The following is a 14,999-nucleotide window of genomic DNA, read 5'->3' as shown; positions in this document are numbered from 1 at the left end:
GCGGGTGGTCAGGCCTGCGCCCTCTCGAGCACGAGCTCGCGGACGCGCGCGGCGTCCGCCTGGCCCTTCATCGCCTTCATGACGGCGCCGATGACGGCGCCGGCCGCCTGGACCTTGCCGTCGCGGATCTTCGCCAGCACGTCGGGCTGCTGGGCGAGCGCCTCGTCGATGGCGGCGATGAGCGCTCCGTCGTCCGAGACGACCGCGAGGCCGCGCGAGGCGACGACCTCGGCGGGCGAGCCCTCGCCGGCGACGACGCCCTCGAGCACCTGACGGGCGAGACGGTCGGTCAGCTCGCCGGACTCGACGAGGGCGATCAGCTCGCTGACGTGCAGGGGCGACACGAGCGACGACGGCTCGACGCCGGCCGCGTTGGCGGTGCGGGCGATCTCGCCGGTCCACCACTTGCGGGCCGCCTGGGGCGACGCGCCGGCGGCGACGGTGTCGACGAGCTCCTGCAGGAGGCCCGAGTTGACGACGTCCTGGAACTCCTGGTCGGCGAAGGCCCACTCGGCCTTGAGACGGCGACGCAGGGCCACCGGCGCCTCCGGCAGGGCCAGGCGGAGCTGCTCGACGAGCTCGCGCGACGGGACGACCGGCAGCAGGTCGGGCTCGGGGAAGTACCGGTAGTCGTCGGCGTCGCTCTTCGGGCGCCCGGCGGAGGTGCGCCCGGTGTCCTCGTGCCAGTGGCGCGTCTCTTGGGTGATCGTCCCGCCCGCGGCGAGGATCGCCGCCTGGCGCTGGATCTCGTGGCGGACGGCGCGCTCGACCGAGCGGAACGAGTTGACGTTCTTCGTCTCGGTGCGCGTGCCCAGCTTCTCCTGGCCGTGCGGACGGAGCGACACGTTGGCGTCGCAGCGCAGGTTGCCGCGCTCCATCCGCGCCTCGCTGACGCCGAGGCTGCGGACGATGTCGCGGATCGTCGAGACGTACGCGGCGCCGAGCTCGGGGCCGAGGGCACCCGCGCCGATGATCGGCTTCGTGACGATCTCGACGAGCGGGATGCCCGCGCGGTTGTAGTCGACGAGCGAGTACTCGGCGCCCTGGATGCGACCGGTCGAGCCGCCGATGTGCGTGAGCTTGCCGGCGTCCTCCTCCATGTGCGCCCGCTCGATCGGCACGTGGAACACGGTGCCGTCGGGCAGCTCGACCTCGACCTCGCCCTCGAACGCGATCGGCTCGTCGAACTGGCTGACCTGGTAGTTCTTGGGGTTGTCCGGGTAGAAGTAGTTCTTCCGGGCGAAGCGCGAGCTCTCGGCGATCGAGCAGCCGAGCGCGAGGCCGAGGCTGATCGAGTAGGTCACGGCCTGCTCGTTGACCACCGGCAGCGAGCCCGGCAGCCCCAGGTCGACCGGCGTCACGTTCGTGTTCGGCTCGCCGCCGAAGAAGTTCGGCGCGTCGGAGAACATCTTGGTCTTCGTGCCGAGCTCGACGTGCACCTCGAAGCCGAGCACCACCTCGTACCGGGCGAGCGCCTCGTCGTAGTCCATCAGGTCTGCCTTGGCCATCAGATGACTCCCTCGGTGGCGGCGGTCTGCTCGGTGCTGCTCAGGTCGGGCGCACGCGAGATGAGAGTGTGTCCCCAGCCCCGCTCGAGGAGCTGCTCGACGGCGGCGCCGTAGGTGTAGAGACGCGCGTCCTCGCGGGCGGGAGCCATGAACTGCAGGCCCGTCGGCAGGCCGTCCTCGTCGGCGAGCCCCATCGGCACCGTGATGCCGGGCACGCCGGCGAGGTTCGCGGGGATGGTCGTGAGGTCGTTCAGGTACATCGACAGCGGGTCGTCGAGCTTCTCGCCGAGCGGGAACGCTGTGGTCGGCGCCGACGGCGAGACGAGCACGTCGACCTTCTCGAACGCGGCCGCGAAGTCGCGCTGCACGAGCGTGCGCACCTTCTGGGCGCTGCCGTAGTAGGCGTCGTAGTAGCCCGCGCTCAGCGCGTAGGTGCCGAGGATGATGCGGCGCTTCACCTCCGGGCCGAAGCCGGCCTCGCGGGTGGCGGCCATGACGTCCTCGACGGTGCCGCGGCCCTCGGGCACGACGCGCATGCCGAAGCGCACGGAGTCGAACTTCGCGAGGTTGCTCGAGGCCTCCGCGGGGAGGATCAGGTAGTAGGCGCTGATCGCGTACTCGAAGCTCGGGGCGTCGATCTCGACGACCTCGGCGCCGGCGCCGGTCAGCAGGTCGAGCGCCTCGGCGAAGCGCGCCTTCACGCCTGCCTGGAAGCCCTCGCCGGCGAGCTGCCGGACGACGCCGACGCGCACGCCCTGCAGGGCACCGCCGGCCAGGCCGCGGCGGGCGGCGTCGGCGAACGACGGCCACTCGTCGCGCAGCGAGGTGGAGTCGCGGCGGTCGTGGCCCTTGATGACGTCGTGCAGCAGCGCCGAGTCGAGCACGGTGCGGCTGACGGGGCCGACCTGGTCGAGCGAGCTCGCGAGCGCGATGGCGCCGTAGCGGCTGACGCCGCCGTAGGTGGGCTTGACGCCGACCGTTCCGGTGACGGCGCCCGGCTGGCGGATCGACCCGCCGGTGTCGCTGCCGAGGGCCAGGGGCGCCTCGAAGGCGGCGACGGCCGCGGCCGAGCCGCCGCCCGAGCCGCCGGGCACGCGGTCGAGCGACCACGGGTTGTGCGTCGGGCCGTAGGCGGAGAACTCGGTCGACGAGCCCATCGCGAACTCGTCCATGTTCGTCTTGCCGAGGGGCACGAGATCGGCGGCGCGCAGCTTCGCGACGACGGTCGCGTCGTACGGCGGCACCCAGCCCTCGAGGATGCGGCTGCCCGAGGTCGACGGCATGTCGATCGTGCAGAGGACGTCCTTGACGGCGATCGGCACGCCCGCGAGGGGGCCCATCGCGTCGCCCGCGGCGCGGCGGCGGTCGACGTCGGCTGCCGTCGCCAGGGCCTGGTCGCTGACGTGCAGGAACGCGTGCACGTCGCCGTCGACGGCGGCGATGCGGTCGAGGTGCGCCTGCACGACCTCGACGGACGACACGTCACGCGAGGCGAGGCGGGTGCTGAGGTCGTCCGCGCTGAGGCGGATGATCGAGGAGGCGTCGGCCACGGCTACTGCTCCTCTCCCAGGATGGCGGTCACGCGGAACCGCGAGCCGTCGTGGTCGGGCGCGCCCGAGAGCGCCTGCTCGACCGTGAGGGTCTCGCCGACGACGTCGTCGCGGAAGACGTTCGTCAACGGGATCGGGTGGCTGGTCGCCGGGACGTCGTCGGTCGCGACCTCGGACACCTTGGCGACGTTGTCGACGATCTGCCCGAGCTCCCGGGTCATGGTCTCGATCTCGTCGGGGGTGAGGGCGATGCGGGCGAGACCTGCGAGGTGCTCCACCTGTTCGCGCGTGATTTCAGACATGCTGCTCCGTCACGTGGTTCGTCTGGGGTACCGCGGCTGGGGGTACCCCACGATCTTACGGGGCCGCGCCCGGCCCGGCTGGTCCCGGCGGCTGCTGCCTCGAGGTCGCGTCCGGCGGGCGTCAGTCCCGCACGTAGAGCTCCTGGGGCCGCACGAGCGACAGGTCGGGCGCCTCGGGGGCGACCGGTCGGGGGTCGCCGGGCTCGCCGTCCACCAGGTCGCCGCGGCCGAGCCCGATGAGGGCCGTGCTGCGCAGGGTCTCGGTGCCCGGCACGAGGTAGGAGTTGTGGCCGAGGGCGGCGGCCAGGGCGCGTCCCGTGTAGCCGTCCTCGCCTCCCCCGGTGTGCAGCAGCACGGCGCCGAAGCCGGCGGTGCCGGGGTCGGCGCCGAAGTACGCGCTGCCGGCCACGGGGTCGAAGCTGCCCGCCGCGGCGTAGACGTCGTCGCCGGCGACGTCGAGCATCGACGCGGACGGGACGACGCTGCCGGGCGAGCCGAGCAGCACGAGGGAGTCGACCGAGACGGCCCCGGACGACAGGGCGAGCGTGGCCGTCGTCGACCCGTAGGAGTGGGCGACGACCGTCACCCGGGCAGGCGAGGAGGCGCGGGCCGCGTCGAGCCCCGTGATCGCGTCCCCGAGGCGGTCGGCCCCTGCCCGGGCGAGGTCGAGCCCGTAGACGTTGGTCAGGTCGGGGGTCCGGTAGCCGAGCCACGCCACGACGGCGACCTGGTCGAGCCCGTCGCCGTCGGCCCTCGCCAGGAGGTACGTCCACGACCGCTGTTCGTCGTAGAGCTCGCCGGCCGTGTCGGTCCAGTCGACGAGCTGGCTGCCGACGGTGAAGAACATGCCCGGCACGAGCACGCTGACGTCGTCGGCCGTGTCGAGGTCGCCCACCGAGACGGCGGCCCGGCCCGGCAGCACCGTGTCCAGGACGACGAGGTGCCGCTCAGCGTCGCCGGCCGCGCGGCCCCCGATCGCCGCGGCGACCTGGTCGAGCATCTCGGCGCGGGCGTCGTCGTCGCGCCGTTCGTCCCGGGTGCCCCGACGCTCGTCGATCGCCGTGCGCGCGGCCACGAGGAACAGGCGGTTGGCCTCGTCCCTGGCCGTGTAGGGCACGCCCTCGAGGTTGCCGACCAGGCCGGGAACGCGAGCGACGAGTGTCAGCTGGCGCGAGGGGTCGAGGCCGGCCCACCAGGATGCGACCTCGGAGGCGGTCCGGACGGAGGCGACCGCGTCGACGAGCGCACCGGTGTCGTCGCCGGAGGCGTCCAGGGAGGCGGCCAGGCCCTCGAGCTCGTCCTCGCTCGCCGTCGCGAGGTCGTCGAGGCAGGACGCGGGGACGGCTCCCGCGCAGACGTCGGAGAGGGCCGGGCGGGCAGGCTCGGCCAGGCTCGTGGGCGCGGGCGAAGTCCCCGGGCCGACGGACGTGGCGTGCTCGGACGCGGCTTGGTCCTGGCGAGCTGACGTCTCGGACCCCGTTCGCATATCGGACCCTGTGCGCACCGGGGACACCGTGTGCGCCTCGGCACCCGCTGCCCCAGGCCCGGCGGCAGGCTCGACGGGACCGACGACCACCCCGGTGAGGTGGATCGATGCGGACAGGATGGCTGCGGCGAGGAACAGCACGTCGGGTCTTTCCCTCTCGTGCGCACCCGAGCCACGACCCCCTACAGCCCCGGCCGATGCGCGCCCTCATCTTAAGAGCGCGAGGTGCCGCCTGACCAGGGTTTTCGTCAGCCAGCTGAGGATTCGTCCCCCGAATCGGGGACAGCGAGCCCCGCTGGGCCCTCCTTAAGGAGGACAGCGAACTCGGCGGCGTCGATGATCCGGACGCCGAGCTGCTCGGCCTTCGTCAGCTTCGACCCGGCACCGGGGCCGGCGGCCACGAAGTCGGTCTTCTTGCTCACGCTGTTGCCGGCCTTGCCGCCGGCCGCGAGGATCGCCTCCTGCGCGCCCTCCCGGCTGAAGCCCTCGAGGCTGCCCGTGGCCACCACGGTCAGGCCCGAGAGCACTCCCCCCGCCTCGACGGCCGCGCCGGGCCCCGGGTGGTCGGGCGTCGTCAGCTGGACGCCGGCCGCGGCCCAGCGGTCGACGATCTCGACGTGCCAGTCGACCTCGAACCAGTCGCGCAGGGCGTCGGCGATGATGCCGCCCACGCCGTCGACTGCGGCCAGCTCGTCGCGGGTCGCGGCTCGGATCGCGTCGAGCGAGCCGAAGTGGCCGGCCAGGGCCCGGGCGGCCACCGGCCCGACGTGGCGGATGCTGAGCCCCACGAGGATGCGCCAGAGCGGGCTCGTCTTCGCTGCCTCGAGGTTGGCGAGCATCTCGATCGCCGTCTTCGACGGCACGCTCGTCTCGTCGCCCACGAACTCCGGGGCGTCGGGGTCGAAGGGGCCGTCCTTCTTCGCACGACGCCGCCGGAACGGTGTCACGAGCTTGGGCACGCCGTCGGCCTCGAGCTTCTCCATCCCCGTCTCGGAGTCACGCACGACCACCCGCACGGGGAAGATGTCGCTCATCGTCAGGTCGAACAAGCCCGCCTCGGTGCGGAGCGGCGGCGTCGCCGGCTCGACGGGCTGCGTCAGCGCGGCCGCCGCGACCTCGCCGAGGCCCTCGACGTCGAGCGAGCCGCGCGAGGCGATGTGCTCGACGCGGCCGCGCACCTGCGCGGGGCAGCTCTCGGCGTTGGGGCAACGGAGGTCGACGTCGCCCTCCTTCGCAGGGCGCAGCGTGGTGCCGCACTCGGGGCACTCGGTCGGCATCACGAACTCCCGCTCGGTGCCGTCGCGCAGCTCCACGACCGGGCCGAGCACCTCGGGGATCACGTCGCCGGCCTTGCGCAGCACGACGGTGTCGCCGATCAGCACGCCCTTGGCCTTGACCACCTGCTGGTTGTGCAGGGTCGCCTGGCGCACCTCGCTGCCCGCGACCTCCACCTTGCGCATCACCGCGAAGGGCGTGGCACGGCCCGTACGGCCCACGCTCACGACGATGTCGAGCAGCTCGGTGTTGACCTCTTCTGGCGGGTACTTGAACGCCGTGGCCCAGCGCGGCGCCCGGCTCGTCGCGCCGAGCTCGTCGTGCAGCGCGAGGTCGTCGACCTTGACGACGATGCCGTCGATCTGGTGCTCGACGCTGGACCGTCGTACGCCGTAGTCGTGGATGAACGCGGCGACCTCGGGCACGGTGTCGTACACGCGGTGGTGGGTCGAGATGGGCAGGCCCCACGAGGCGAGGAGGTCGTAGACCTCGCTCTGGCTGTGGACGTCGGTGTCGCGCTCGAGCTCGCGCACGGGCCAGGCGCCGATGCCGTGCACGAGCATCCGCAGGCTGCGGAGCCGGGCGTCCATCAAGGCGCGCTTCTCGGGGCTCTTGCCCTCGGCCTTCTGGCGCAGCGACCCGGCCGCGGCGTTGCGCGGGTTCGCGAAGACGCGCTCGCCCGCCTCGCGCTGGCGGGCGTTCAGCTGGTCGAACTCGGCGACCGGGAAGAAGATCTCGCCGCGCACCTCGACGATCGGAGGGTGGCCGGTGCCCTCGAGACGCTCGGGGATCGTCCCCATGGTGAGGACGTTGCCCGTGACGTCTTCGCCCACGACGCCGTCGCCGCGGGTGGCGGCCGTGATGAGCACGCCCTGCTCGTAGCGGAGGTTGATGGCGAGCCCGTCGATCTTGAGCTCGCAGAGGAAACGGACACGCTCGGCGCCGGCGTCGCGCTCGACCTTGCCGGCCCACTCGGCGAGCTCGTCGTCGCTGAAGACGTTGTCGAGGCTGAGCATGCGCTCGGCGTGCTCGACGGGGGCGAACTGCGTCGTCTCGGCCCGGCCGCCCACGGTCTGCGTCGGGCTGTCCGCCTTGAGCAGCTCGGGGTGCTCGCCCTCGAGCTCGGCGAGACGCCGCACCAGGGCGTCGTAGTCGGAGTCGGACGCCGTCGAGGCGTTGCCCTCGTAGTACTGGTCGCGCAGCTCGAGCACTCGCGACGTGAGCTGCTCGACCTCGTCACGCGCGGCGGCGAGGTCGTCAGGAGTCGCCTCGGGCACGACGGCCTCGGCCGCGTCGCTCACGGCGCGGGGACCGGGACGGCGCTGACCGTCCGGTCGATCGTGCACTGGCCGAGCACGCGGGTGCCGACGTAGACGACGGCCGTCTGCCCGGGGGCGACGCCGCTGAGGGGCTCGTGGGGAGTGATCACGAGCTCCGTTCTACCCTCGACCACCGACACCCGCGCAACGGCGGGGACGGGGTCGGCGTGGGCCCTGATCTGGACGTCGCAGTCGAACGCCGTCGTGGGGTCGACCGGCGCGCGGCCGGCCCACGTGTACGAGCCGCCGGCGATCTCGGCGATGTCGAGCGCCTCCTTCGGGCCCACCACCACCGTGTTGTCGACCGGTCGCACCTCGAGCACGAAGCGGGGCTTGCCGTCGTCCGACGGGAAGCCGACGTTGAGGCCCTTGCGCTGCCCGACCGTGAACGCGTGCGCGCCCTGGTGCGTGCCGATCGTCTCGCCCGAGCGGTCGAGGATGTCGCCCTGCTCGGCGCCGACGCGCTCCGCGAGCCAGCCGCGGGTGTCGCCGTCGGGGATGAAGCAGATGTCGTGGCTGTCGGGCTTCGCCGCGACGCTGAGGCCACGAGCGGCGGCCTCGGCCCGCACCTCGGCCTTCGAGGGCGTGGCCCCGAGCGGGAACATCGAGTGCGCCAGCTGCTCGGCGGTGAGCACGCCGAGCACGTACGACTGGTCCTTGGCCCACGCGGAGGCGCGGTGCAGCTCTCGCTCGCCCTGGTCGTCGGTGACGACGGTCGCGTAGTGCCCGGTGCACACCGCGTCGAAGCCGAGCGCGAGGGCCTTCTCGAGCAGGGCGGCGAACTTGATGCGCTCGTTGCAGCGCATGCAGGGGTTCGGGGTGCGACCAGCGGTGTACTCGGCCACGAAGTCGTCGACGACGTCGAGCTTGAACCGCTCGCTGAAGTCCCACACGTAGTAGGGGATGCCGATGACGTCGGCGGCACGCTGGGCGTCCATCGAGTCCTCGATGGTGCAGCAGCCGCGGCTGCCGGTGCGGAGGGTGCCGGGCATCCGGCTGAGGGCCAGGTGCACCCCGACGACGTCGTGGCCGGCCTCGACCGCCCTGGCCGCGGCGACCGCCGAGTCGACGCCGCCGCTCATCGCTGCGAGGATCTTCATCCGTCAAGTGTAAGCAGCCGCGCCCGGGCCCGGCGGGGCCAGGGCGGTCGACCCCGGCCGAGGCAGGCATAGTGTGGCCGGTGCCATGACGTCGACGCCCTCCCCCGCCTTCTCGTTCCGGTCCGTCGCCCTGTCGGCCTTCCTCCCCGCCGCCTTGTTCGCGATCGGCGAGGGTGCGATCATCCCGATCATCCCGGTCGTCGCCAGCGACCTCGGGGCGACCCTGCCCTTCGCGGCCTTCGTCGCCGCGCTCATCCTGGTGGGCGAGCTGATCGGCGACGTCCCGAGCGGCTGGCTCGTCTCCCGCATCGGCGAGCGCACCGCGATGATCTCCGCCGCGCTCGTGAGCATCGTCGGGCTGCTGACCTGCGTGTGGGCGCCGAACGAGTGGGTCCTGGCCGGGGGCGTGCTGCTGATCGGCCTCTCGACGGCCGTGTTCGCCCTGGCCCGGCACGCGTTCATGACGAGCTTCGTGCCGGTCGAGGTCCGGGCGCGGGCGCTCTCGAGCCTCGGCGGGGTCTTCCGGCTCGGCTACTTCGTCGGCCCGTTCCTCGCGGCCGGCACCATCCACCTCACCGGCTCGACGCAGTCCGCCTTCTGGATCCACGTCGCCGGCTGCCTCGGCGCGGCCGTCGTGCTGCTCGTGCTGCGCGACCCGTCCGAGGTGCTCCGCGAGCGGCGGGCGGCGGCCGCCGTCCCCGTCGACGCCCCGACCGCCGGGGAGGAGGAGGTCGCGAAGGAGGCGGAGGGCCTGTTCCGCACGCTCGCCCGCCACCGCGGCGTACTCGTCAAGCTGGGCAGCGGCGCCGCGCTGATCGGCGCGATGCGGGCCGGGCGCCAGGTGATCCTGCCGCTCTGGGCCGTGAGCATCGGGATCAGCGCGCCGCAGACGGCGCTGATCATCGGCATCGCGGGCGCCGTCGACTTCGCGCTCTTCTACACGAGCGGCCAGATCATGGACCGCTGGGGCCGCCTCTGGAGCGCCGTCCCCTCGATGGTCGGCCTCTCGATCTCGTACCTGGCGTTGTCGCTCACCCACGACCTCGACGCCCGGGGGGGCTGGTTCGTGGCGGTGGCGATGTTCATGTCGCTCGCGAACGGCATCGGCAGCGGCATCCTCATGACCCTCGGCGCCGACCTCGCCGACCGGGCCGACCCTGCGCCGTTCCTCGGCGCCTGGCGGTTCACGGGCGACGCGGGCAGTGCGGCCGCACCGCTGCTCATCTCGGGGCTGACCGCCGTGGTCTCGATCTCGCTGGCGAGCGGGGTGATGGGCGTGCTCGGCCTCGTCGGGGCCGTCATCCTGCTGCGCTACGTGCCGCGGTACTCGCCGCACGTGCCGCGGGAGCTGCGCTGAGCCCAGGCCGCCGCCTCCTCGTGCTCGTGCTCGTGCTCGTGCTCGTGCTCGTGCTCGTGCTCGTCGGTACACTCGGTCCTGCCCGCGGGAGTGGTGAAACTGGCAGACACGCAGGATTTAGGTTCCTGTGCCTTCGGGCGTGAGGGTTCAAGTCCCTTCTCCCGCACGAGTAGCCTGGGCCTCCCGGCACCTCGAGAAAGAGACCCATGCTGCCCCTGGCGACCATCTCGTGGCTCGACCCCGAGTACCTCCTGTCGGCGTTCGGCCCCTGGGCCGTGCTCGGCGTCTGCCTGCTCGTCTTCGCCGAGACCGGGCTGCTGATCGGGTTCCTGTTCCCCGGCGACACCCTGCTCATCATCACGGGCATCCTGGCGGCCACGAACCCCGGCGCCCTCGGCCTGCCGATCTGGCTCATCGCGATCTTCATCGGCATCGCCGCCTTCGCCGGCGGCGAGCTCGGCTACCTGATCGGCCACAAGATCGGGCCGCGCATCTTCGAGCGGAAGGAGAGCGGGCTGTTCAGCAAGGCGAACGTGAACCGGACGAACGCCTTCTTCGAGCGCTTCGGCCCGCTCGCGGTCATCATCGCCCGGTTCGTGCCGGTCGTCCGCACCTTCGCGCCGATCATGGCCGGCGTCGGGCACATGAGCTACCGGCGCTACTCGCTCTACAACGGCATCGGCGCGGTCCTCTGGGGCTTCGGCGTCACCATGCTCGGCTTCGGCATCGGCCACATCCCGCCCGTCGCCGACTTCGTCAGCTCGTACATCGATCTGATCCTGCTGGGCGCCGTGCTCGCGACGCTGATCCCCGTCGCGATCCACTACTTCCACGGCGTGCACACGGCCAAGAAGCACGAGGCCGACGACACGACCCCCGACGCCGAGGTCGACGCCGCGGCAGTCGAGTCGGCGCCCGTCGACTCCCCCACAGGCCAGACGCCCACGCAGGCCTGACCCCCCTCCTCATCCAGGAAGATCGGTCCTGATCCTCGCGGATCAGGTGCCGATCTTCCTGTCTGCTGCAGCGTTCACGAACCCCGTCGAGGCGCTTCCTGAGTTGCCCGCGCGGTCGGGCCCGCGAGGGCTCAGCCAGCCCGCGGGCAACAGCAGAGGCGGTCAGCCCGGGAGGGCCGCGACGTGCGGCGCGATGGCGCGGAACGCCCGCGACCGATGGCTGACCGCGTTCTTCTCGTCCGGGGTGAGCTCGGCCGCGCTGCGGGTCTCGCCCTCGGGCCGGAACACGGGGTCGTACCCGTGTCCGCCCGTGCCGACCCGCGCCTCCAGGACCTCGCCCGGCCACTCGCCCTGCTCCACCAGCTCGCGGGCGGCGACCGTGCCGTCCGCCGACGCGGGCACGACGAGCGCCGCCGCGCACGAGAAGTGCGCCGAGCGGTCGGGCACGCCGACCAGGTTCGCCAGCAGCAGGTCGATGTTGTCGTCGTCGTCACGGGTGCCGGCGTAGCGCGCCGAGTGGATGCCGGGCGCGCCCCCGAGGGCGTGGGCCGAGATGCCGCTGTCGTCGGCGAGCGCCGGCAGCCCGGTGTGGGCCGCCGCCGCGCGTGCCTTGATCAGCGCGTTCGCGGCGAACGTGTCGCCGTCCTCGACGGGCTCCGGGCCGTCGTAGGCGACCAGCTCCACACCAGGTGCGGTCTCGGCGAGCAGCAGCCGCAGTTCTCGGACCTTGCCCTGGTTGTGCGTGGCGATGACGACCTGCGTCACGCGCCCAGCACCTCCGCCTGGAGGGTGGTCAGGTCGGCGCCGCCGGCGACGGCCAGGTCGAGCAGCTCGCCGAGCTCGCGCCGGTCGAAGGGCGCTCCCTCGGCCGTGCCCTGCACCTCGACGAAGAGGCCGGAGCCCGTGACGACGACGTTCATGTCGGTCTCGGCGCGGACGTCCTCGACGTAGGCGAGGTCGAGCAGCGGGACGCCGTCGACGATGCCGACCGAGACGGCGGCGACGCTGTCGGTCAGCGGGGCCGCCTTCTGGGCGATGAACTTCTTCTCGCGGCCCCACTCGATCGCCTGGGCGAGCGCGACGTAGGCGCCCGTGATGGCGGCCGTGCGCGTGCCGCCGTCGGCCTGGAGCACGTCGCAGTCGAGCACGATGGTGTTCTCGCCGAGGGCCTTCGTGTCGACCACGGCCCGGAGGCTGCGACCGATCAGGCGGGAGATCTCGTGGGTGCGTCCGCCGATCTTGCCCTTGACGCTCTCGCGGTCGTTCCGCGAGCCGGTCGCGCGCGGCAGCATGGCGTACTCGGCCGTGACCCAGCCCTTGCCCTTGCCGGCCAGCCAGCGCGGCACGCCGTTCGTGAAGGAGGCGGTGCACAGCACCTTCGTGTCGCCGAACGACACCAGGGCGCTCCCCTCGGCCTGCGCGCTCCAGCCCTTCTCGATGGTGACGCGTCGCAGCTGGTCGGCGCGGCGGCCGTCGGCGCGGACGAGGTCGGTGGTGGTCTCGGTCATGGTGTCTCCCCTGGTCGGGTCGGTCTGGTGTGGTCTGGCGTGGTCTCGTGCAGTGCGGGGCGGTGCGGGGCGGTGCGGAGCGGGCAGGCCGTGGCGGCGCGGTCAGGCGCGCGGACCGCCGGCGCGCAGCCCGCCCGGCAGCTCGATGGCGCCGGTCTCGAGGTGGCCGACGCGCGACACCTCGGGCCCGAGGAACCGCTTCGCCAGCCGCAGGAACGCCGCCTCGTCCGCACCGGTGGCCTCGAACTCGTAGTGCGGCACGCTGCCGGCCGGCGCCTCGAGGTCGTGGTCGACGAGGGTGCGGTAGACGTCGGCGGCCGTCTCGTCCGCGCTGGAGACGAGGCGCACCTCCGGCCCCATCACGTACTGGATGGCGGCCGACATCAGCGGGTAGTGGGTGCAGCCGAGCACGAGCGTGTCGACGCCGGCCTCGCGGAGCGGTGCGAGGTAGCCCGCGGCGACCTCGCGCAGCTCGGGGCTCGAGGTGTCGCCCGCCTCGACGAACTCGACGAACCGCGGGCACGCCTGCGTGAACAGCTGCAGGTCGGAGGCCGCCGCGAAGGCGTCCTCGTAGGCGCGCGAGCGGACGGTGCCCTCGGTGCCGACGACCCCGATGCGCTTGTTCCGCGTCTGGCCCACGGCGGAGCGCACGGCCGGCTGGATGACCTCGACGACCGGGATGCCGGCACCCGTCGTGTAGCGCTCGCGCGCGTCGCGGAGGACCGCGGCCGAGGCGGTGTTGCAGGCGATCACGAGCAGCTTGACGCCCTGGGCGACGAGGTCGTCCATGACGGCGAGCGCGTACTCGCGCACCTCGGCGATGGGCTTCGGGCCGTAGGGCGAGTGGGCGGTGTCGCCGACGTAGAGCACGGACTCGCGCGGCAGCTGGTCGATGATCGCCCGCGAGACGGTCAGGCCGCCCACGCCGCTGTCGAAGACTCCGATGGGTGCGTGCGTCACGGTCGTCGAGCCTACCCGGACGGAGACGCGCCGCACCCGGGCGCCCTGGTCCCGGCCCCCTCCCCCCGCCTAGGGTGGAGAGGTGACCAGTGCCCTGCTGACCGACCGCTACGAGTTCACGATGGTGGAGGCGGCCCTCAAGGCCGGCACCGCCGACCGACGATGCGTGTTCGAGCTCTTCGCCCGCCGCCTCCCCCAGGGTCGCCGCTACGGCCTCGTGGCCGGTACCGGGCGCTTCCTCGCCGAGCTGACGCAGTTCCGGTTCGGCGACGCCGAGCTCGCCTGGCTGCGCGACGGCCGCATCGTCGACGACCGCACCGTCGACTGGCTCGCCGACTACCGCTTCTCGGGCGACATCCGCGGCTACGCCGAGGGCGAGGTGTACCTGCCGGGCTCGCCCCTCCTCGTCGTCGAGTCGACCTTCGCCGAGGGCGTGCTGCTCGAGACGCTCGCCCTCAGCGTCTTCAACTACGACTCCGCCGTCGCGAGCGCCGCGGCACGGATGGTCTCGGCGGCCGACGGCCGGCCGCTGGCCGAGATGGGCTCGCGGCGCACCGGCGAGCGCAGCGCCGTGGCGGCGGCACGGGCCGCCTACGTCGCGGGCTTCGTCGCCACGAGCAACCTGGAGGCAGGACGCACCTGGGGCGTCCCGACGATGGGCACCGCCGCCCACGCCTTCACCCTCCTGCACGACACCGAGCGCGAGGCGTTCGAGGCGCAGGTCGCGAGCCTCGGGCCCGGCACGACGCTGCTCGTCGACACCTACGACATCCCGGAGGCGGTGCGCACGGCCGTCGAGGTCGCCGGCACGGGCCTCGGCGCGGTCCGCATCGACAGCGGCGACCTCCCTGCGCTCGTGTCGCAGGTGCGCGCGCAGCTCGACGATCTCGGCGCCACGGGCACGAAGATCACCGTGACGAACGACCTCGACGAGTACACGATCGCGGCGCTGCGGGCGGCGCCGGTCGACAGCTACGGCGTCGGCACGTCCGTCGTGTCGGGCTCGGGCCACCCGGCGGCCGGGATGGTCTTCAAGCTGGTCGCCCGTCAGGGCACCGACGGCGAGTGGGTGTCGGTGGCGAAGAAGTCCGCGGACAAGGCGACCATCGGCGGCCGCAAGGCACCGGTGCGCGTGCTCGTCGACGGCGTCGCGACGACCGAGCTCGTGCGCATCGGCGACGGGGGCCCGGGCGAGGGCGAGGAGCGACCGCTGCTCGTGTCGCTCGTCACCGACGGCGTGGTCGACGACCGCTGGACCGGGCCGCAGGGCGTGCAGCGCGCGCGGGACCACCGTCAGGCCGCCGTCGACGAGCTGCCGCCGAGCGCGTTCCGGCTCGGCCGGGGCGACCCCGTGCTGCCGACGGTCTACGAGTGAGCGGTGCCTGCCGGGTGACGGACGGGACCTACTCGGACTTCATCTTCTCGTAGACCTCTTTGCAGGTCGGGCAGACGGGGAACTTCTCGGGGTCGCGCCCCGGCGTCCACTTCTTGCCGCAGAGCGCCTTGACGGGCTTGCCGCTGAGCGCGGACTCCATGATCTTGTCCTTCTTCACGTAGTGCGAGAAGCGCTCGTGGTCGCCGGGGTCGACGGCGTCCTCGGTGAGGAGCTTCTCGAGCTCGCGATCCAGGACGTCGAGTCCGCCGCCGGTCTGTGTGTCGCTCATGGCGACCATCGTAC

General features: G+C 72.8%; 13 protein-coding genes and 1 tRNA gene. 4 read left to right on the top strand and 10 right to left on the bottom strand.

Annotated features, from left to right (window positions below; translation table 11 throughout):
* Positions 1 to 8: 8 nt before the first annotated feature.
* From gatB to mnmA, 6 genes are all read right to left on the bottom strand, one after another.
* Complete coding sequence (gene gatB / locus EDF20_RS10245; protein WP_133738565.1) at positions 9 to 1,508, bottom strand: Asp-tRNA(Asn)/Glu-tRNA(Gln) amidotransferase subunit GatB; 1,500 nt, start codon at positions 1,506 to 1,508, stop codon at positions 9 to 11.
* A complete protein-coding gene (gatA, locus tag EDF20_RS10240; RefSeq protein WP_133738564.1) occupies positions 1,508 to 3,058 on the bottom strand; it encodes an Asp-tRNA(Asn)/Glu-tRNA(Gln) amidotransferase subunit GatA in 1,551 nt (516 codons plus the stop codon). Before gatA ends, gatB begins: the two co-directional genes overlap by 1 nt.
* A 2-nt stretch (positions 3,059 to 3,060) precedes the next feature.
* Entirely contained in the window at positions 3,061 to 3,360 is a 300-nt protein-coding gene (gene gatC, locus EDF20_RS10235) for an Asp-tRNA(Asn)/Glu-tRNA(Gln) amidotransferase subunit GatC (protein ID WP_123548173.1), read from the bottom strand.
* A 121-nt stretch (positions 3,361 to 3,481) separates the two neighbouring features.
* Positions 3,482 to 4,846 carry an alpha/beta hydrolase gene (locus tag EDF20_RS10230; RefSeq protein WP_133738563.1) on the bottom strand — a complete coding sequence of 455 codons (1,365 nt, stop codon included), beginning with the start codon at positions 4,844 to 4,846 and terminating at the stop codon, positions 3,482 to 3,484.
* Positions 4,847 to 5,094: 248 nt separating this feature from the next.
* Positions 5,095 to 7,422: an NAD-dependent DNA ligase LigA gene (gene ligA, locus EDF20_RS10225; protein ID WP_243833438.1), complete on the bottom strand. Its 2,328-nt coding sequence runs from the start codon at positions 7,420 to 7,422 to the stop codon at positions 5,095 to 5,097.
* Entirely contained in the window at positions 7,419 to 8,540 is a 1,122-nt protein-coding gene (mnmA, locus tag EDF20_RS10220) for a tRNA 2-thiouridine(34) synthase MnmA (protein ID WP_133738562.1), read from the bottom strand. The genes ligA and mnmA overlap by 4 nt, the downstream gene beginning before the upstream one ends.
* A gap of 85 nt (positions 8,541 to 8,625) precedes the next feature.
* Between mnmA and EDF20_RS10215 the strand changes: the two genes are divergently transcribed.
* The 3 genes from EDF20_RS10215 (at position 8,626) to EDF20_RS10205 (ending at position 10,853) form a co-directional block, all read left to right on the top strand.
* A complete protein-coding gene (locus tag EDF20_RS10215; protein WP_133738561.1) occupies positions 8,626 to 9,897 on the top strand; it encodes an MFS transporter in 1,272 nt (423 codons plus the stop codon).
* 84 nt (positions 9,898 to 9,981) lie between these two features.
* Positions 9,982 to 10,063 (top strand) — tRNA-Leu (locus tag EDF20_RS10210).
* Between the two features lie 40 nt (positions 10,064 to 10,103).
* Entirely contained in the window at positions 10,104 to 10,853 is a 750-nt protein-coding gene (locus EDF20_RS10205; protein WP_123548169.1) for a VTT domain-containing protein, read from the top strand.
* A 162-nt stretch (positions 10,854 to 11,015) separates the two neighbouring features.
* Here EDF20_RS10205 and rdgB read toward each other — a convergent pair whose 3' ends face one another.
* From rdgB to murI, 3 genes are all read right to left on the bottom strand, one after another.
* Positions 11,016 to 11,618 (bottom strand): RdgB/HAM1 family non-canonical purine NTP pyrophosphatase, encoded by a 603-nt coding sequence (rdgB, locus tag EDF20_RS10200; protein WP_123548168.1) that lies wholly within the window; start codon positions 11,616 to 11,618, stop codon positions 11,016 to 11,018.
* Positions 11,615 to 12,361 (bottom strand): ribonuclease PH, encoded by a 747-nt coding sequence (rph, locus tag EDF20_RS10195; RefSeq protein WP_123548167.1) that lies wholly within the window; start codon positions 12,359 to 12,361, stop codon positions 11,615 to 11,617. The genes rdgB and rph overlap by 4 nt, the downstream gene beginning before the upstream one ends.
* Positions 12,362 to 12,463: 102 nt before the next feature.
* A complete protein-coding gene (gene murI, locus EDF20_RS10190) occupies positions 12,464 to 13,321 on the bottom strand; it encodes a glutamate racemase (protein ID WP_123548166.1) in 858 nt (285 codons plus the stop codon).
* 82 nt (positions 13,322 to 13,403) lie between these two features.
* Here murI and EDF20_RS10185 point away from each other — a divergent pair, with 82 nt between their 5' ends.
* Positions 13,404 to 14,696 (top strand): nicotinate phosphoribosyltransferase, encoded by a 1,293-nt coding sequence (locus tag EDF20_RS10185; RefSeq protein ID WP_133738560.1) that lies wholly within the window; start codon positions 13,404 to 13,406, stop codon positions 14,694 to 14,696.
* Between the two features lie 28 nt (positions 14,697 to 14,724).
* On the opposite strand, the gene EDF20_RS10180 is transcribed toward EDF20_RS10185, so the two are convergent.
* On the bottom strand, positions 14,725 to 14,985 hold the full coding sequence (locus tag EDF20_RS10180) for a DUF3039 domain-containing protein (RefSeq protein ID WP_123548164.1): 261 nt from the start codon (positions 14,983 to 14,985) through the stop codon (positions 14,725 to 14,727).
* Positions 14,986 to 14,999 lie beyond the last annotated feature (14 nt).

It is taken from the genome of Frigoribacterium sp. PhB116 (assembly GCF_004364285.1).
Taxonomy (GTDB): Bacteria; Actinomycetota; Actinomycetes; order Actinomycetales; family Microbacteriaceae; genus Frigoribacterium.
This window is presented reverse-complemented; position numbering and strand designations above follow the sequence as displayed.